This is a genomic window from Neorhizobium sp. T7_12, assembly GCF_002968535.1.
Classification (GTDB): domain Bacteria; phylum Pseudomonadota; class Alphaproteobacteria; order Rhizobiales; family Rhizobiaceae; genus Neorhizobium; species Neorhizobium tomejilense.
In genome coordinates this window covers 14,207-33,054 of the sequence record NZ_PVBK01000002.1, presented here as the reverse complement: position 1 = coordinate 33,054, position 18,848 = coordinate 14,207, and the positions used below count along the sequence as shown (strand labels likewise).

Genomic DNA, 18,848 nt, shown 5'->3' with positions numbered 1-18,848 from the left:
AACGCGACCTACGGCTACACGGTTGACCTTCTCAATAATTTTCGCGCGACGATGCGGACGTCCGTCGCACGGTCGGCAAGCATGTTTTCCAAAAAATCGGCAAACCCGAGCGGTGCGGTTTCCTGGGCCAAGTTCATGAACGGAGAGGCGAAGGCGGGCTGCCTGCCAGGAAAACGGACCGCCTTTGGCCAGAATAGCGGCGTGACCGGATGGAGGTAGGAATGGGCGGGCGTCCATCCCAGCCATTTCAGCCGGAACCATTTTTGCGCGTTCACCTGATGCGCATGTCCCCAGCTGGTGATCTTTTCCCACATCTCGGCGTCGCTCATGACGTAGCCGTAGTGGTAGCAGGGCGCATCGACGAGGATGGTCGCAGCAGGGGTGGTCTTCCGGGCAGTATCGAAGCGAACGCCGCTTTTGCAGCGGATCGCGAACCCCGCGTTGACATCCCTGATCGAGCCATCGCCGCTGGTCAGCACCAGCTCGGGCGTTTTCCAGAAATTGTGCCATGGGGTCAGGATGCGGTCATGCCTGCCGTCCGCCGCCATGAATTCGAGCAGCGTTTCCCAACCGCTGTCCGGATAGAACTCGTCGGCGTCCTGGATGACCAGCCAGTCGTAACCTTGGCGGATCGCCCGGTCGAGGCAGTCGTTGCGGGTATCCTCTTCAGTCTCGAAGTCGCTGCAGATCACCTCTATCTCGCAACTCATGCCTTTTGCGCGGGCGAAGGCGATCGCCTCGTCCACCTTTTCCCTGGTCGTGGGGTTTGTCCTCGTGGCGCGCGAGCCGGGCAGATAGGCCCACGGACGCTCGGGCCGGACGATGAAGATTTTGTCGACGAAACGGCCACAGTTCTCGACAACGTGCGGCAGAAAACGATCGACGTTGTAGGCGAGGATATGGCCGGCGACCTTCATGGACTGCCGCCGTCGATCAACTGCTTGATGGCGATGATGGCCGGCCATTTTGAAAGGCTCTGCACGAGAGCTGTCTGGGAATGCGGCTGCCATTCGTCCCGTTCCGACATCGCACGGACGATGTTGGCCGCCAGCTTCTCCGGATCGTTCGGCGGGGTCAGATAGACCGTGTCCTCGACGAATTGCGCCAGTTCCGTTCCTGGGTCGGCGGTCACGAGGACGGGCTTTCCGGAGGCAAGCATGCCACCGAGTTTGGAGGGCAGCGTCAAGTCGGCGGCGTTCCTGTCCTGCGGCAGCACATGCAGATCCGGCATGTTGAGGAACGCGTTCAGCCGGGAATAGGGCTGGAAGGCCAGGAAACGGACATTCTCAAGCTGGCCGTAACGAGCTTCGAGTTCCGGCTTCTGCGGTCCCTCGCCGGAGATCACGAAATGAATACGCCGCTCGTCCTTGAGACGCTCGGCCGCGTCGAGCAGCACGTTCAGGCCCTGTTTGGCGCCGATACTGCCCGAATAGAGGACGACGAAGTCGTCGCGGCCAAAGCCGAGCTCCGCACGGTAGGGGCTGACGTCCTCCAACGGATGAATATGCGCGAGATCCACCCAGTTGCGGACGACCGACAGTTTTGCGTTCGGGACGCCTTTCCCGGCCAGGCCTTCAGCCATGCGGTTGGAAATGGTGACCAGCCGATCGAACCTAGCAAGCACGCCGCGCTCGAAAACGTGGCCGACCGTCTTCAGCCAGGCCTTGGAGCTCAGATGCCCGACGGCGAATGCCGCGTCCACCTCCAGGTCGTGAACATGAAGCACGGTCCGAGCGCCGACAAATCTGGCCGCAAGCTGGGCAACGGGCGCGGCAAACAGCGTCGGTTCGACGCAGAAGACGGTAACCGGGCGATGCCGCAGGATCTGCCAGAAGACCAAGGGCGCCGAGGTGAGCGCGAAGGAGAGCGGCGCCAGGAGCCGCCAGATGCCGCCCATCTTCCGCCGCAGCATCAACGGCGCTCGCAACACCGAGATACGGCCTTCGATTTTCGACGAATAGCGGTTCCGATATCCGGCCTGGACCGCCCAGTCGGGATAATGCGGCGGGGTGGTCACCACCGTGACGTCCATGCCCTCGGCGGCGAGGTATTCGGCGATTTCGCCGGTATATTTGCCGACGCCCGCGGTTTCGGGCGCGTAGTTCATCGCATAGACGACCACGCTTTTGCGTGGCGATGTGGCAGCTGCCGTGGCCAGCCCCGGTGCGGCGTCGAACGTTTGTTCGCATTCGTCGCTGAGGGGCTGAGCGGCTGCTGTCATCAGGCAGCATCTCCTCGTTTGCGCTCAAGATATTCGCCCTTGAGGAAGGCCTGGTAGGCATCGGTTATGCCTTGCTCCAGCCCGATCCTCGGCGACCAGCCGAGCGCCCGCAGCTTGGCCACGCTCATCAACTTGCGCGGCGTGCCGTCGGGTTTGGTGAGATCATGAGAGATATCCCCCTGGAAACCGACGACCTTGGACACCAGTTTCGCGAGTTCCAGGATGGTCACGTCCTCGCCGGACCCGACATTGACATGGGTCTCGGCCGAATAGGTCTTCATCAGATGGACGCAGGCGTCGGCGCAATCGTCGACGTGCAGGAATTCGCGGCGCGGCGTGCCGGTGCCCCATACGGTGATGTCCGGAAGGTGGCCGGTCTTCGCCTCATGCGCCTTGCGGATCAGCGCCGGCATGACATGGCTGGATTTCAGGTCGAAATTGTCGCCGGGGCCGTAAAGGTTAGTGGGCATGGCCGAGATGAAGTCGCTGCCATGCTGCTTGCGATAGGCCTGGCAGAGCTTGATGCCGGCGATCTTGGCGATCGCATACCATTCGTTGGTCGGCTCCAGCGAACCGGTCAGCAGCGACTCCTCGACGATCGGCTGATCGGCGAATTTCGGGTAGATGCAGGACGAGCCGAGGAACATCAGCTTTTCGACGCCGACCTTGTGGGCGGCCTCAATGATATTCGCCTCGAGGATGAGGTTGTCGTAGAGGAAATCGGCCGGATAGGTGTCGTTGGCGAGGATGCCGCCCACCTTGGCGGCCGCCAGGAACACTGCGTCCGGGCGGTTCTTCTCCATCCAGGCCTCGACTTCCGCCTGGCGCGTCAGATCGGCATCACCGCGCGACGCCGTCAGGATCTCGCAGCCTTCCGAGGCCAGACGGCGGACGATCGCCGAGCCGACCATGCCGCGATGTCCCGCGACATAGACCTTCTTCCCCGCAAGGCTGTAGATCGTCTCAGGCATGGGAGAGACCCTTGTTGCCACCCGCGGTCGGCACGTTGCGCGCCATCACCTTCAGGTCTTCGCGGACCATTTCGGCGATCAACTGGTCGAGATTGGTCTCGTGCTTCCAGCCGAGCTTCCGGTGCGCCTTGGTGGGATCGCCGATCAGAAGGTCGACTTCCGTCGGGCGGAAATAGCGCGGGTCGATCGCCACGACGCATTCGCCGGATGTCGTGTCGTAGCCCTTCTCCTCGACACCCTCGCCGCGCCACTCGATCGGCATGCCGACCTTGGCGAAGGATTTTTCGACGAAGGACCGTACAGTATGGGTCTCGCCGGTCGCCAGAACGTAGTCGTCCGGTTCGTCCTGTTGCGTCATCAGCCACATGCCGCGCACATATTCACGGGCATGGCCCCAGTCGCGCTTGGCGTCGAGATTGCCGAGAAAGAGGCGTTCCTGAAGGCCCAGATGGATGGCGGCGGCCGCGCGAGTGATCTTGCGGGTGACGAAGGTCTCGCCGCGGATCGGGCTCTCGTGGTTGAACAGGATGCCGTTCGAGGCATGCAAGCCGTAGGCCTCGCGATAGTTGACGACGATCCAGTAGGCATAGAGCTTGGCAACCGCATAGGGCGAACGCGGATAGAAGGGCGTCGTCTCGCTCTGCGGCACTTCCTGCACCTTGCCATACAGTTCCGAGGTCGATGCCTGGTAAAAGCGGGTCTTCTTGGAAAGGCCGAGGAGCCTGATCGCCTCGAGCAGGCGCAGAGTGCCGGTGCCGTCGGCATTGGCGGTATATTCCGGCGTCTCGAAGGAGACCTGCACGTGGCTCTGGGCGGCGAGATTGTAGATTTCGTCCGGCTGGGCTTCCTGCACGACGCGGATGAGGTTGGTCGAATCCGTCATGTCGCCGAAATGCAGGATGAACCGCGGGTCTGCCACATGCGGATCTTCGTAGAGATGCTCGATGCGGTTGGTGTTGAACGAGGAAGAGCGCCGCTTGATGCCGTGGACGGTATAGCCCTTGGACAGCAAGAGTTCCGCAAGGTAAGCGCCGTCCTGGCCCGTTACCCCGGTGATCAATGCTACCTTGCCGTTGCTCTTCACATTTCCAGTCATCATATCCCCCTAACGGAACCCGTCAGTCTTTAAGTGAAACGTGCACGTCTATCCGCGCAATGTGCCAGTCGCAAGCACTGAGAACACCATTGTGATGTCCCCCGGAATGCGGCGAATCCGAGACATACAGTGATTCGTAGCATCTCGGGCTTATGCCAAACATTGCAGTGAAACGCTTCAGAAAAGATCATCGGCTGTTGTCAGGCTTCTCCCTTGTCGTTTTGATCCTGGTTGCGGTGCCGACGGAAGCCGGCGTCGGATCAGGATGCGTTTCATGGTAGTACTGCGTGTAACGCGATGCATAATAGTCCGGCGAACCGTACCCCTCATAGAGCTTCATTCTGGCGGCATCGACCTTGTTGAGGATGACGCCGAGGCAACGGCCGGCGATCTGCGGTTCCGCATTTAGGGTATCCTTCACGGCCTTTCGGGATGTCTCGCCCCACTCGACGACCATGATGAAGCCATCGACACGCGGGGCGATGGCCCTCGCATCGACGACGGGGCCGAGCGGCGGCAGGTCGAGGACGATATAATCGAAGTCGCCGGCCATCTGCGCCAGCAGCCTGGCCATGGCGGCCGATGCCAGCAGTTCCGATGAATGAGGTGTCCGCCGCTTTACGACCGCAGGCAGGAACCTCAAGCCGGTCTCCGGATCGATCAACATCGCCGAGGCCGGCGTCTGGCCTTCCAGCAGCACTTCGAGCAGCCCCTCTTCGGCATGCTGGCCCAGCGCCCTCGTGGCACCCGGATTGCGAAGATCCGCATCGATCAGCAACGTCCTCGCACTCCCGGCCAGCGCCTGGGCGAAATTCATGGCGATCGCCGATTTACCCTCGCCCGGCAGCATCGAAACGATGCCGATGATCTTGTGCGGCCTGTCGATATGGACGTCCGCCGCGATCCGGGCGCTGCGCAACGTTTCGGCAAAGGCGGAAGACGGATGCTCCAGCGCAAAGGCCGATAGGCCGTTCTTCCTCCAGACCTCCCCCTTCATGGGCTCCGTCGGGGGGCTTCCGCCCGGCTGCGGTTCCACTCGTGGTACCGAGCCCAGATATTCCAGGCCCAGAACATCCCTCACCTGTTCACCGGTACGGAAGAACCGATCCCGGAACTCACGGAATGCCCCGAGAACTCCGCCGACGCCGCTGCCGAGCGCCAGACAGAACGCAAGCACCAGCGACATCCGCGGCTCGCTGGCGGTTGCCGGCGGCACGGCCCGGGAAATGATACGCGCTTCCGTGACGGGAAAGGACTGCTGCTGCACGGCCTCCTGATATCGCTGCAGAAAAGTCTGGTAGAGGTTGCGGTAGGTTTCCGCCGCCCGTTCCAGTTCCCGCAACTGTACCTGCGTTTCCCCTGCGGTGACGCTGATGTCGGTGGCGTTGCGAACCCCTTGCGTAATCTGGCGCTCGCGCGACCGGGCGACCTCCAGCTCGCTGTGGTAACTCCTGGCGATCCGCCTGATCTCGTCGAACATCAGCCGGTCATATTCCGCCATATCCTGGCGAAGGCGGGCCGCCTGAACATGGTCCGGCCCTAACCGCCTCGATATCTCGGCCTCCCGCTTCGACGATTCCAGGTATTTTTCACGCAGCGAGCTGATCACCGAACTGTCCAGCGCGTCAGTGACGATCGCGTCCCTCTCGCCACTCGCGATGATCGCTTCGATCCGCTCGGAACGCGCCCGGGCTCTGGCGGTATCGGCACGCGCTACGATCAGCGCGCTGTTCATTTCGGTAAGCTGCTGGTCGGAAACGAGCTTGTCATTGGCAACAACAAGGCCGTTGGCGGCGCGAAATCTCTGGACTGCCAGATCCGATTCCAGCGAGCGCTGCCGCAGTTCCTCGATGCGCTCCTGCAGCCAGGTGCCGGCCCGCCTTGTGGCATCGTATTTGGCATCGAGCTTGTCGGTCAGATAGGCATCCGCAATCGCGCCGGCGACCGCTGCGGCAAGGCGCGGCGATGGGGCCGTGAAGGAGATTTCCAGAACGTAGGAACGCCCGACGCGCGAAACCTTCATATTGCCGAGAAGGTTGGTGAGCGCCTGGCGGCGTTTCGCCTCGATCTGATCGAAACGAACCTCGCCACCGCCCAGCCATCGCCTGATATCGAGTATCGAACGTATGTCGGATACTGCCGCGAGCAGCAGGCTTCGGCGGCCCGCCATGAATTCCGGATCATCCGACAATTTCAGCTTGTCGACAGCCGACAGGCCTATCGTCTCGGAGCGCAGCAGTTCGACCTGGCTGAGGACCGACGCCTCATCATCAAGAACCCCGCCGATCGTCGACAATTGCTCGACGACCTGCCGGTTGCCGCGGTCGATCAGCACGCTGGTCCTGGCGGTATATCGAGGCACGGCAGTGATGAGGTAACCGATGCCGAGCGCCACAAACACCGCGATGCAGAGGGCGACCACCCGCCACTGCCGCCGAACGATGGCGATGAGGCCGTCCATGTCCAGTTCCGGAGCCTCTTCGTTGCGGGGCTCCTGCTGCTGGCGAGTGAGAAAAACCGACCGCTGGTTCATCGCACCACCCGACCGAGGCGCGCAGCGGCCGAAACCCACCCGGAGCGGCCGCACGCGGCCTGGATGTCAGTCGCGCCAGGCATCATGACTACTCGCGATACCCCGGGTGGAGGCGGTGACCGAATTGAGGATGGTAAGGAATTTCACAAGCTCGACCGCATCGGCCGTCGATACATAGATCACGTCCTTGTCCTGCATGGGAAACTGCTGGACGGCGAAGAACGCCGCCGGATCGCGCAGATTGGCGCGGAAGATCACCGGCACGTCCCGCGCTCTGAACCGGCTGACGTCGAGGCCGATATTGCGCAGGAGATCACGCTCCACGAGGCGGTAGAGCAGGACCGATTGCGGCTCGGCCTTGTCGTCGAGCAACCCGCCGGCCTTCGCCAAAGCCTCCCCGAGCGACAGATTGGAATCGTCGAAATCGAAGCGTCCGCTTTCGCCGGTCAGGCCGAAGGCCAGGAAAGTCCGGCGATTGCGATCGACGAAGATCGTATCGCCCGGCTGCACATAGATATTCTCCCGCGGATGCTCGCTCAGCGTCCGATAGGCGACGGTGACGCTGCGGCCGCGGCGCAGGAGCGTAACGGTCGCCTCTTCCTTGGGGATATTCAAACCGCCTGCCTCGGAAATCACGTCGATGATGCGTTCGCCGGCGGGGCTGAGCTCGATCTTCTTCGCCTGCTTGACGTCGCCGAGGACCGATGCCCCCATCGAACGGCTCGTCACCGTCGAGATGACCACCTGCGGCTCGATGGCGCGGTTGGCCAGACGCTCTGCAATATCGATTTGCACGGCATCGACCGGACGGCCGGCGGCCTTCACCTTGTTCGCGTAAGGGACGCTCAATGTGCCGTCACGACCAATCGTCTGGTTCGGCAGAGTGATGTAATTGCCCGGACGGGCGCCGGCATCGGCGGGAATGAACAGGCCGCCGCTCTGCGCCTCGAAGACGGAGACCTGAACGACATCGCCAACACCGAGGGTGAGCGGCGGCGGTCCGTTACCGACACTGCCGAAACCGGCGCTCAGGCTGGGACTGGCCGATTTCGGCAGATGGGCGAGGACGGACTGATTGATGTCGACGAGCGCATAGTCGATGCCGACCCTGTTGCCGGCGGCGGAAAATGCCTTCACGGTTGCATTGGCTTCAACGGCGTGCGGATCCGGACCGGACCTAGGAAGTCCCGCGCAGCCGGACAGAAACGCAATAGTAGCAAGCGTTAAAACAGCATCCAAGGAACTAAACATACGCCCCGCCATACAACCCAAAGTATGGTATCGGTTTAGCCGATGAGGGGACCCGGTGATTCTAAGGGGTAAACCGGGGGCGAATCGAAAATCCGCATGCTGTGGCAAATCAACAACATGGTTGGTTAATCATTTACTATCCACAGAATACAGGCCCTTCGCTGCCAACGCTGTCGAACGGCCTTGTCCGCCCGCGGAATTGTCCCACAGATGGCGGCGGCGATTACCGATACCCGTATGGAAAGCCCAGCACTTTGGACGTTGTTAACACTCCTTGGGGCATCCACTTCTCATTGGCGGCGGGATCGTACATATCAGGCGGATGGCGGTAAGCATGCGAAAGTTGACGGACTGGTTTTGGGGACGCCGGCCGGCCGGACCGATCCGGCCTCGCCGCCGCCGGATCGATCTCGGTCAGAACCCGCCCTCCTATCCGATCTATGCGATCGGCGATGTGCACGGCTGCCTCGACCTGCTTCAGGATGCCGAGGCGCGCATCGCTCACGACATCGAAGAAAACCGACGTCCCGGCATGGTCATCCTGCTCGGCGACTATGTCGATCGGGGGCCGGCTTCGAGCCACGTCCTCGAACACCTGATCAGGCCCAGCGAACACGGGTTGAGACGGATAGCGCTCTGCGGCAATCATGACGATACTTTCATGAGGTTTGTGGACGATCCGGAACGTTATTCCGAATGGTTGGGAATGGGCGGCGAACAGACGCTGCTATCCTACGGCTTGGACCCCTACCAGTTCGGCGCACGCGGCAGGAAGCGCGGCGCCAGGTTCGGCGACCTGCTGATGGAAGCCGTGCCGGTGCCGCACAGGAAATTCCTCGCCAATCTCCCAGCCAGCCTGACGATCGGCAAGCTCGTCTTCGTCCATGCCGGTCTGAGGCCCGGCATACCGCTCAAACAGCAGACCGATGAAGACATGCTCTGGATCCGAGACGCCTTTCTTGCGACCGGACCGCAGCTGCCTCTCCTCGTCATCCACGGACATACGCCGCAGCCGGAACCGGATTTCGGACCCGGCCGGATCGGCATCGATACGGGCGCCTATTATTCCGGCAGGCTCACGATCCTCAAGATCGACGGCGGCCGCTTCTCGTTCCTTTGAAAGACCGGGGATGTCGGGCGGGCCGACGCCGAGACCACCGGAACAGCAGAGGCTTGATCATCGAGCCGAAGAGGCGTGTTATGTTCTCGGCGGGGATCGAACGCCGGGCCATCCTCGATCGGAAGCGGAGCCATGCCGGAGGAGGGGAAGGCAGACAGACCGACACCAGCCGACCGCCGCCGCAGGCAGCATTCGGCGGTTTTGGTTTTCGGTTTTTTCCTTGCGGTCGTGCTGGCCGCCCTCGCGACGACCGTGCTCACGGTCAACAATGGCCGAAACTACAAGCGGCTCGTCCGGCAATTCGCGCTGGAGCAATACCTACTTCCCGCGCCACCGGCGCCGCCCCTGCGGGTCGGCAGGCATAGATCGCTGCCACCGGAGAAACACTACCCGCCCTGGCTTCTCAAGGCAGGCCTCGAGCGGATGGCGGTATTCGAGAAGACCGAGGCGCTTTCGGCCGAAGAGCGCTGCGACCTGCTGCGGGACGTTAGAGGCACCGCACCGACCTTCAGCCGTTCGGGTGACGATTGGGAATGCCTATTCTTCGAGGAATTCGGGAATGCGCCTGAACCGGCTGCGCTGTTCATCCAGGCCCGCGGCACGGAGCCCGGCACCGTCAGCAGCTTTCGCATCAAGGTCAGCCTGACGGATCTGACCACGGAGCTTGCGGTGCTCAGCGAAGCGATTGGAGCCACCGAGCGTTTCGGCCTGCCGATGACGCCGGAGACGCGAACCTATCTGATCGAGAAACTGGCGGGACGCACCGAGTTCAGCTCGATCGTCGAAAACTACCGGATGACGTTCAGCCGGGAGATCACCGACGCACGGCGCTACAATCTGCTGATCCTGCCGCGCCGGCAGACGGCCGGCTGCGGCGAACGCCCGTCGGCCCCGCCGGACAGGTGGGCTACGCCGACCTATCGCATGCCGGTCGGCTGCCTGGCGCTGCGCAGCCCGTCTCAGCCGCAATCCGCCTCCTAGGCCCGCTCCAGCTGGACGAGGTCCAGCCCGTCCCCCAGCTCGCGGCGCGCGGCCTCGACTAGGCTCATCTGGTGGGTAAAGAGCACGGTCTGGAATTTTTCGCCCGCCGCCGCAAGCGTCCGGATGCCCGCTGCGGTCCGCTCGTCGTCGAAGGTCTGAAAAATGTCGTCGAGGATCAGCGGCGCCGGCTCGTTGCGGCGGCAATAATCCTCCAGGAAGGCGAGCCGCAGCGCCAGATAGAGCTGATCGCCGGTGCCTTCGCTCAGGCCGTCAAGCCTCACCTGCTCGCCGGTTTGCCGTTCGACCGCGAGCTGCAGCTCGTCGCGCTCGTCATAAACCTGGACGAGGCGCGAGAAGCGGCCACCGGTGAGATCGGCGAAGACCTGCCCTGCCCGCTGCATGACCGGGTCGGCCTGGCGTTCGCGATAGGCGTCCATCGAGTTCGCCAGAAGGCCGGCGGCGAGCTTCAGCACCACCCAGCGCCGCGCCAACTCCTTGGCTTCCGTCTCCGCCGCGAGCTTCTGGAAGACCGCGCGTTCGGCACCGATGCCGGTTTCCAGCTCCCGTCGGCGGCGCTCGCTATCGGCCTGGGCAATGCCGAGCACCTTCATCCGCTCAACCTGCCGGGCATCCTCGGCGTCCAGCCGCTCGATTTCCAGGCCGGCGGCGATCCTGTCGAAACCGACGAGCGCGGCGCGTGCCTCGTCCTCGGTCGCACCGTCCGCCTGTTCGGCAAAGCGGCTGCGGCATTGCGCGAGGCTCGCTTCCAGCCGGTTGCGTTCGCGAAGATCGCGGAGAAGGCCGTCGGCCTCCTCGATATGCTTGGATGCGGCGGTGGCAAGCCCGCGCAGGTCCGTCATAAGTCTTTCCGCGTCAGCGGCGTGCCGGGCCACCGCGAGCTCGGCGCGCTCCAGCGCTGTGGTGAGGGTGGCCCGCTGGTTTGCGGCGGTCTTTGCGTCTGTTGCGCGGTCGTTCAGCATGCCTGCCGCAACATCGGCAGGCAGCGAGACCAGATCCGGCACCACCGCAGTGGCAAGCGCCTTCACCTCCGCTTCGAAATCCTCCATGTCCCGCGCCATGCCCTTGACGCGGCGATCCCGGTTTTCTCGTTCGGAGAGAAGATCGGGAACGGTGCGCCAGACATCCAGCGCCGCGAGAGCCATGTCGACCGTCGCGTCTTCCGAGAGCCCCGCCAGGACCGCGGCATTGGAGAACGTCGAGCGCCAGCGTTCGATATCCCGGCGCAGACCGGTCTCGCGTTCCTCCAGCTTTTCCAGCGCCTCCTCGGCGGAATGGCGTTTGCCTTCCAGCGAACGGCTTTCGGTCCAGCGCTCGGTCAGGTCCCCGATCCGGCGTTCCAGCCCGCGTGCGAGTGCCAGCGGCGGCAGTGCGGATGCGGCAAGACCGATGGCATCCGCCAGCGCCAGCAAGGCCGGCTTGAGTTTTTCCTCCCTGAGACGCAGCGTCTCCAGCTCGTCTCGCGCCTCGTCCAATGCCCCCGACAGCAGGGAAAGCCCATCGACGGCACGGCGCCATTCGATCATCCGTTCCGGCATCGACGGCGCGACAGGCGCTGCATGGAAAAGGTCTTCGAATTCGGTGACCGCATCGGCGGCGGCAATGCCGCTTTCCCTGGCCGCGGTCTCGGCAGCGCCGACCGCCTCAAGCAGTTCCCGCTGCCGCAGGGTGAGGTGGGCATGGCGCGAGACACGTTCGGCGTCGGCGAGTGCCGCATCGGCGAGCCGGTCTGCATCCCCCACGGCGCTCTTCAGTTCGCTCAGCTTTTCGGCAGAAGGTTTTGCCCCGAACGCATCGACCTTTTCGTCGCGGCCGGTTCTTGCCACTGCGATATCCTCGCGGGAGACGATCCGCCCCTGCCCTTCCAGCGCCGCAAGCTGCCCGGCGATCGCCTTGGCTTCGTCGCGGATGCCGGCAAGTTTCTGGGCCGCCTGGGCGCTCTCCGCTTTGGCCGCATCGATCAGCCGGCGGTGATGGGTGAGCGTCGCGATATCCGGCAGCGGCACCGAGAGGAGACGGCCGATATCCTTGACCGGCGGGTCGAGGCGCGCGGCGGCGGCGGCAAGATCGCTTTCGGCACGGGTGACGCGCACCTGCAGGGCCTCGATGCCGGAGAGCTCGCTGACGTCCGGACGCAGCACGGCGAGCTGTTCCGCCCACGGTTTCGGATCGATCAACCGGCCATCCGGCCCGTGGTCTCCGAGCCGCCGCAGAACATCCTGGGCGTCCTCAATCTGCTGGCGAAGCTGCTTCAGGCTGCGGTCGAGCTCGCTGCCCTCCTCGACAAGCTTGCGGAGGTGCACAAGATCGGCATCGGCTGGCTGGGCGCGCTGAAGTTCCTCAAATTTGCCAAAACCGAGCCGGCGGGCCGCCTGCGCGATACGCTGATCGAAGTCGTCGACCTCGCCGCGTACCCGGGCGATATCTTCCCGAGCCTTCAGATAGGCGCCCTTGTCCGCATGGGCGGCAAGGATCCTGGGCGCCGCTGCGATCAGTGCCTCATCGACATGCACAGCGCTGATTTCATCGTGCAGGCGCGATACCTCGGCCTCCGCCGCCTTGAGCGCTTCGGCGTTCTTGTGCTCCGCCTCCAGAGCCCCGGCCAGTCGCTCCTCGAAGCCGGCAGGCAACGCAGCCAGCGCTTCGTATTGCGTGAGCAATTGCCGCTCGCGGTCGATCTCCCGCAGCACCGGTTCCAGCCGCAGCAGTTTGCGCAGCCGATCGAGGGCGCGTTTGGTTTCCTGCCGTTCGGCCTGCACGGCGGCAAGGTCGGCCTCGATCTCGGCCTGTTCGGCGAGCAGCTTCTTCCAGTCGCCGGATTTCAGCTCGTTGTCGCGTTCGGCCTTGCGCGCCTCGTCATGGCTGTCGAGGACCTGATAGAACGAGCGGTCCTTGGAGCGGCGCGGCGCATAGATGCCGTCGGCTTCCGTATCGAGCGACTTGCGCAGGTCCGAAAGCCCGGTCAGGCCGGAGGCTGCGGAAAACAGCAGGCTGCCTATCTCGCCGCCGCTTTTCAGCATCGTCTCGCCACCTGCCCTGAGCGACGCGGAATCGAGCCCGAAGGCGCGTTCGAACACGTCGCGGGACAAGGTGCCGAGGAACGGTGCCAAGGCATCCTCGGCCAAGGCCTCTTCCGCCTCATTGGCGGCGAGCAGCGTGTTCTTGCGGCCACGGCGGCGTCGGAATTCGAGCGCCTGCCCATCGCGCGCGGTGATCGCGGCACCGACGCGAAGCGCGGTCGCGTCGTGCAGGAAACTGTATTCGGCGGCAGTCGGGAACCCGAACAGCAGGTCTGAGATCGCCGACAGCGCCGAGGACTTTCCGGCTTCGTTGGGGCCGTAGATCACGTGCAATCTGGCATCCGGACGGAAGGTCAATGTCCGGTCGGTCAGCGCGCCGTAGCGCAGAATGTCGAGGCGGTTGAAGCGCATGGATCAGCCGGCCCTCGCCGCGCGCGAGAGCAGGAGATCGCGGGCCTCGGCCAGCAGCGCTTCAGCGTCATCGCCGAGCGCCAGGTCGCCGGCGCCGATGCCACCCGGCAGGCGGGCGGTGATCTCGGCGATCTTGGCGTTGGCGTCGGCGAGCAGTTCCGGCGGGAAGCCGCCCATCGGGATGAGGCCTTCGAGGCCGAGCATGTCGGTCGCGACGCGCGTCCCGTTCATTTCCGGTTCCAGCCGCACTTCCAGCTTTTCGAGCCAGATATCCTGATGGGAGCGATGGCAGGCGGCCTGGACCTCGTCGCGAAAATCCTCGGCGCGGGCCATGACCTCGTTGCGGAAGCGGCTTTTGCCCGTGAGGCGGATGCGCAGCGCCAGCGGCCGGCCTTCCATCCGTTCGACGACATCTTCCAACGCATTCTCGGTGCGGCGCAGGATCGCCGGGATGTTGTCGTCCGGTTCGACCAGGACCACGAGTTCGGCAAAGCGGGCGCTGTCGGTGATGATCCGCTCATGGGTGATGCGACCGTCCTCGACGGTCACGAGGACCGCGCCCTTCGCCCCCTGCTCGCGGATCGAGCGGCCCTGGAGATTGCCGGGGAAGACCACCAGCGGGTCTTCAGCGACGATCTCGAAATCATGCACATGGCCAAGCGCCCAGTAGTCGTAACCGCGCGAGCGCAGGTCCTCGACCGAGCACGGGGCATAGGGCGCGTGCGGCTCGCGGCCGGTGAGCGAGGTGTGCAGCACGCCGATATTGAACCAGCCCTGTTCCGGCCTCGGATAGGCGAGCGACAGGTTTTCGACGGCCGAACGTTCGGCAAAGCCCTGGCCGTGCAGCGCCACCTTCAAATGATCGAGCTTGAAGCTGCCCGGCTTGTTGACCGGGAACTCGCTGACATTCTTCGGCAGGGTGATCGTCCTGGTGATGACGCTTTCGGCGTCGTGATTGCCCTTCAGCAGGAAAACAGGAATACCGGCGCGTTCCAGCCGCGCCACTTCGCGGTTGAAGAACAGGCCAATCTTGTTGTCCTTCCAGTCACCGTCATAGACGTCGCCGGCAACGATGAAGAAGTCCACCTTGCGTTCGACCGCCTGGTCGACCAGGCCTGAAAACGCCGTGCGGCTCGCCTCGATGAACAATTCGGCGATCGCGGCATCCTTCAGCGCCAGCCCCTGGAAGGGACTGCCGAGGTGCAGGTCGGCGGCGTGAATGAATCGGAAGGAGGTCATCGAATCGCTTGTTTCGGTTGCCGGAGCTGATCAGGTGTTTTAGGCAAATGCCGGGCACGAAGGAAGCTCAGGGTTCCGCAGCCTGTGGATAGCCCAATCTTATTCGGAGGACATCATGAGAAACCACGCGTTCGGACGCACATCCTTCACCGTCAGCGAGATCGGTTTCGGCGCCTGGCAGATCGGCGGTTCCTGGGGCGATGTCGCCGAAGCGGACGGGGCCAAGGCGCTGGAAGCGGCGCTCGATGCGGGCGTCACCTTCATCGACACCGCCGACGTTTATGGCGATGGCCGCTCGGAAAAGATCATTGCCGGCGTCCTGAAGTCGCGCGGCGGCGATCGCCCGATGGTCGCGACCAAGGTCGGCCGGCGCCTCAGCCCGCATGTCGCTGACGGCTATACCAGGGCCAATCTCGAGGGCTTCATCGACCGCAGCCTCAAGAACCTCGAAATCGACAGCCTCGACCTCGTGCAGCTCCATTGCCCACCGACCGAAGTCCTTTACCGCCCGGAAGTCTTTGGCGCGCTCGACGATCTGCGTCGCGGCGGCAAGATCAAGAATTACGGCGTCAGCGTCGAGAAGGTCGAGGAAGCGCTGAAGGCGATCCAATATCCCGACGTCACCAGCATCCAGATCATCTACAACATCTTTCGCCAGCGCCCGGCCGACCTGTTCTTCAATGAAGCCAGGCGGAAGAACGTCGCGGTCATCGTCCGCGTGCCGCTCGCAAGCGGGCTGCTGTCGGGCAAGATCACCCGGGACACGGCGTTTGCCAAGGACGACCATCGCAACTTCAACCGGCATGGCGATGCCTTCGATGTCGGCGAGACCTTTGCCGGCGTGCCATTCGAAGTCGGCCTCCAGGCGGTCGAGGAAGTCCGCAAGCTGGTGCCGCAGGGAGCGTCGATGGCGGCTTTCGCGCTGAAATGGATCCTGATGAACGAGGCCGTTACCGTCGTCATTCCCGGCGCCCGCAACGAGGCGCAGGCCATGGGTAATGCGGCGGCGGCAGAGCTTGCCGCACTTTCGGCCGACGTGATGACGGCGACCAAGGAAATCTATGCGCGGCTGGTTGCCCCGCATGTGCATCAGCGCTGGTAGGAACGCCGAGCCTGCTCCTCAAATATGGCAGCTCAAGCACTGAGGGCTACCGGTTACGATCCCCATAAACACAAAAAGGCCGGGCAAAACCCGGCCTTTTCCGTTTCAACCATAGAGAGGCTTAGTGAGTGCCCTTGAGGTCGACCGGGAAGAACAGGGTCTCGCCGGAGCTGTCGTCGACGCCGTCGTTGTCGGTGACGGCGAAGGCCTTGCCGGACTTGTCGAAGGTGAAGCCTTCGAGCTTATCGACCACGTAGCCGTTCGAAGCCTTCAGGTCCGGGATGAAATCGTGGGCTTCTTCCTTCTTCACCACCGGCAGTTCGGTGCCGATCTTGGCCGGCTTCAGGTCGGCGATCGCCACCCGATAGAGCTTCTTCAGCTTGGCGGCATCGCCGATCTGGTTGTCGCGCTCGATGATGTAGACATAATCGCCGTGGGCGGTGATTTCCGAAAGGCCGACCCAGCCTGCCCCGGCCTTGTCGAGCGGGTAGCGCACGGCGCCCCATTCCTTGGACTTCGGCTTGTAGGAGACGAGCTTGACGGTGCCCTTCGGGTCATCCTTCCACTCGCGCTGCATCGCCATCCACAGGACCATGTCGTCGCCTGACCCGACCGTCGTCACGCCTTCGAAACCGAAGCGGGTCTCGCCAGCGAGCAGGTCTGCGGGAAGGCCGATCTCGGCCTTGATCTCGCCCTTGGCGTCGACGTTGTAGAGGCCATGGCCGGTCAGCTTGGCGGAGTCGCCTTCCGACGCCAGCCAGAAACCGCCCTTGCCGTCGAGCGCGATGCCTTCGATGTCGAGTTTCTGAGCCGGCTGGCCGCCGCGGGTGATGCGCAGGACGCCGGTGATTTCGGCGGGCTTCCTGGTGGTGTCGATGGTGAAGATCGACGGCTGCATGGTGTAGACCGAGTCGCTGACGGCATAGAGGACGCCGTCCTTCTGGGCGTCGCCGACCAGACCCGAGAGCGCGCCCCAGCCGAGCACGTTGCCGTCGATGTCCTTGGAGACGAGCTTCGGATAGCTGGCCACGCCTTCTTCCAGGGCGTAGATCATCACATGCGAACGGGCGCCGCCGTCCTTGCCGAGATCGACTTCATTGGCGGTCGCAAAAAGGTTGCGGCCCGGAACGGCGACGGCGCCTTCCGGCGAGATGCCCGAGGGCAGGATCTGCATGAGCTGCGGCTCGGCGCCGGTGTCCTTGTAGACGGCGACGACAGAGGCGCGTTCGGCGAGCAGGAAGAGATACTTCTGGCCGTTGAAGGTCGCGGCTTCCATGCCTTCGACCTCGATGCCCTTCGAGCGCGCGCGCTTTTCCGGGAAATGGCCGAGGCGGGCAACCGCGCGCTCCAGCGAGGCGCCTGATTCGTAGAGAACCTTGCCGGTGCGGTCGAAGATGGTGAAGCCGCGCGAGCCGCCCTTCCAGTCACCTTCGTTGGCGACCACGAGGCGGTTGTTGTCGAGCCACTTGACGGCGTCAGGCTCGCGCAACGCCGAAGCCTTGGCCGTAAAGGACAGCTGGCCGTCGGTCTTGTTGTCGATGCCTTCGAGATCGGCCTTGCCGGCGGAGAAGTGGCCGGTGACCTGGCCGGTCTTGCCGTCGATGATGACGATCTCGTTGTTCTCCTGCATTGTCAGGGCAATTTCGCCATTGTCGTTGATGGCGACGAATTCCGGCTCCGGATCTTCCGGCGCGACACCGGCAAGGCCGGTCAGCGTCACGTGTTTGATCGAGGCGCAGTCGGCGGTGCCGTCCTTCAGGGAGACGATCACCAGGTCGCCGGCCGGCATCTGCGGGAGGGCACCATCGTTGACGTCCTCGTCGCGCTCGTTCTCGATGGCGATCGCGGCAAAGGTCTTGTCCTTGGAGACGGCGATCGAATCCGGCTGGCCGCCGAGATCGCAGGTCAGGTCGACCTTCTTCGTCGCAATGTCGACGACGGCGAGGATGCCGGTCGGCTTCTGCTTGCTTTCGCCGGTGTTGACGGCGGCGAGAACCTTCTTGCCGACCGAGGCAACCGAGGTCGGCTCGCCCTTGAAGGTGAGCGCGCCGAGCGCCTTCGGGGCCTTTGGGTCGGTGATGTCGATGAAGCCGATCGCGCCGAGCGGGCTATCGGTATAGATGAGCGTCATGCCGTCTTCGCTGGCGGTGACGATTTCAGCCGAGCTGACGCTCAGCTTGTCCTTGTCAGCGGGAAGATTGGCTGCGACAGGGAAAGATGCGATGCGGTTGAAAACCTGCTCGGCGCTCGCCGGCACGGCGACCGAAGCAAGAAGTGCTGCGGTCAACGCGGCACGAAGTGAAAACGTCATGGGAAGCCCTCCTGTCCATGAAACACAGGTGGCTTGTGAGCCACGGTCGTGACAGGCAGATGACAGTTTTCGCATCCGGCGTCCTGGCCGGTGGAGATTAGCAATTCGTAAAAAAGGCCCGGGAAAACCCGGGCCTTTTCAAATGCGAGACTGTAACAGGATGCCTTAAAGGCAGCGCGTTAGCTGTTGACTGCGTCCTTCAGGCCCTTGCCGGCCGAGAACTTCGGCACGTTACGTGCCGGGATGTCGACTTCGGCGCCGGTCGAAGGATTACGACCCTTGGACGCTTCGCGACGGGAAACGGAGAAGCTGCCGAAACCGGCAAGACGGATATCGCCGCCCTTCTTCAGTTCAGCCTGTACGGTCTCAAAAACGGCGTCTACAGCGGATGCGGCATCAGCCTTAGAGAGGCCGGCCTTCTCGGCCACTGCGGATACCAACTCATTCTTATTCATGTTTCCACCCCTTTCAAACGGTTTTGGAACGACTCATGTAATCGGGGCAGACAATAGTCAGGCGCCCGCCCGTGGCAACCCAAAAGCTCCGCAATCGCCTGAAAAACAAGGGGTCCGCG

Annotated in this window: 13 protein-coding genes; 3 read left to right on the top strand and 10 right to left on the bottom strand. The window is 63.4% G+C overall.

Annotated elements, in window-relative coordinates; translation table 11 throughout:
• Positions 1–14: 14 nt before the first annotated feature.
• The 6 genes from C5J26_RS06005 to C5J26_RS05980 all read right to left on the bottom strand — a co-directional run bounded on the left by C5J26_RS06005 (position 15) and on the right by C5J26_RS05980 (position 7,958).
• Positions 15–917, bottom strand: a complete 903-nt coding sequence (locus C5J26_RS06005; protein WP_105401012.1) for a hypothetical protein — start codon at positions 915–917, stop codon at positions 15–17.
• Complete coding sequence (locus C5J26_RS06000; RefSeq protein ID WP_105401011.1) at positions 914–2,221, bottom strand: WcaI family glycosyltransferase; 1,308 nt, start codon at positions 2,219–2,221, stop codon at positions 914–916. Before C5J26_RS06000 ends, C5J26_RS06005 begins: the two co-directional genes overlap by 4 nt.
• Entirely contained in the window at positions 2,221–3,192 is a 972-nt protein-coding gene (locus tag C5J26_RS05995; protein WP_105401010.1) for a GDP-L-fucose synthase, read from the bottom strand. Before C5J26_RS05995 ends, C5J26_RS06000 begins: the two co-directional genes overlap by 1 nt.
• Positions 3,185–4,291, bottom strand: a complete 1,107-nt coding sequence (gene gmd / locus C5J26_RS05990; RefSeq protein ID WP_371412543.1) for a GDP-mannose 4,6-dehydratase — start codon at positions 4,289–4,291, stop codon at positions 3,185–3,187. The genes C5J26_RS05995 and gmd overlap by 8 nt, the downstream gene beginning before the upstream one ends.
• A gap of 184 nt (positions 4,292–4,475) precedes the next feature.
• Positions 4,476–6,749 (bottom strand): polysaccharide biosynthesis tyrosine autokinase, encoded by a 2,274-nt coding sequence (locus tag C5J26_RS05985; protein WP_245441124.1) that lies wholly within the window; start codon positions 6,747–6,749, stop codon positions 4,476–4,478.
• A 138-nt stretch (positions 6,750–6,887) separates the two neighbouring features.
• Complete coding sequence (locus tag C5J26_RS05980) at positions 6,888–7,958, bottom strand: polysaccharide biosynthesis/export family protein (protein ID WP_371681894.1); 1,071 nt, start codon at positions 7,956–7,958, stop codon at positions 6,888–6,890.
• A gap of 448 nt (positions 7,959–8,406) precedes the next feature.
• Between C5J26_RS05980 and C5J26_RS05975 the strand changes: the two genes are divergently transcribed.
• Both C5J26_RS05975 and C5J26_RS05970 read left to right on the top strand, forming a co-directional pair.
• The gene (locus C5J26_RS05975) at positions 8,407–9,192 is read left to right on the top strand and encodes a metallophosphoesterase (RefSeq protein ID WP_105401008.1); all 786 of its coding nucleotides are present in this window, start codon (positions 8,407–8,409) and stop codon (positions 9,190–9,192) included.
• 132 nt (positions 9,193–9,324) lie between these two features.
• On the top strand, positions 9,325–10,173 hold the full coding sequence (locus tag C5J26_RS05970) for a DUF6030 family protein (RefSeq protein WP_105401007.1): 849 nt from the start codon (positions 9,325–9,327) through the stop codon (positions 10,171–10,173).
• Here C5J26_RS05970 and C5J26_RS05965 read toward each other — a convergent pair.
• Positions 10,170–13,622: a YhaN family protein gene (locus C5J26_RS05965; protein ID WP_105401006.1), complete on the bottom strand. Its 3,453-nt coding sequence runs from the start codon at positions 13,620–13,622 to the stop codon at positions 10,170–10,172. The two genes, C5J26_RS05970 and C5J26_RS05965, sit on opposite strands and share 4 nt — an antisense overlap.
• A 3-nt stretch (positions 13,623–13,625) precedes the next feature.
• A complete protein-coding gene (locus tag C5J26_RS05960; protein WP_105401005.1) occupies positions 13,626–14,861 on the bottom strand; it encodes a DNA repair exonuclease in 1,236 nt (411 codons plus the stop codon).
• Positions 14,862–14,976: 115 nt separating this feature from the next.
• On the opposite strand from C5J26_RS05960, the gene C5J26_RS05955 reads away from it, so the two are divergent.
• Entirely contained in the window at positions 14,977–15,963 is a 987-nt protein-coding gene (locus C5J26_RS05955) for an aldo/keto reductase (protein ID WP_105401004.1), read from the top strand.
• A gap of 121 nt (positions 15,964–16,084) precedes the next feature.
• Here C5J26_RS05955 and C5J26_RS05950 read toward each other — a convergent pair whose 3' ends face one another.
• Together C5J26_RS05950 and hupB are read right to left on the bottom strand one after the other, a co-directional pair.
• Entirely contained in the window at positions 16,085–18,274 is a 2,190-nt protein-coding gene (locus C5J26_RS05950; RefSeq protein ID WP_105401003.1) for an esterase-like activity of phytase family protein, read from the bottom strand.
• 179 nt (positions 18,275–18,453) lie between these two features.
• Positions 18,454–18,729, bottom strand: a complete 276-nt coding sequence (gene hupB, locus C5J26_RS05945) for a DNA-binding protein HupB (protein WP_007753405.1) — start codon at positions 18,727–18,729, stop codon at positions 18,454–18,456.
• Positions 18,730–18,848: the final 119 nt, after the last annotated feature.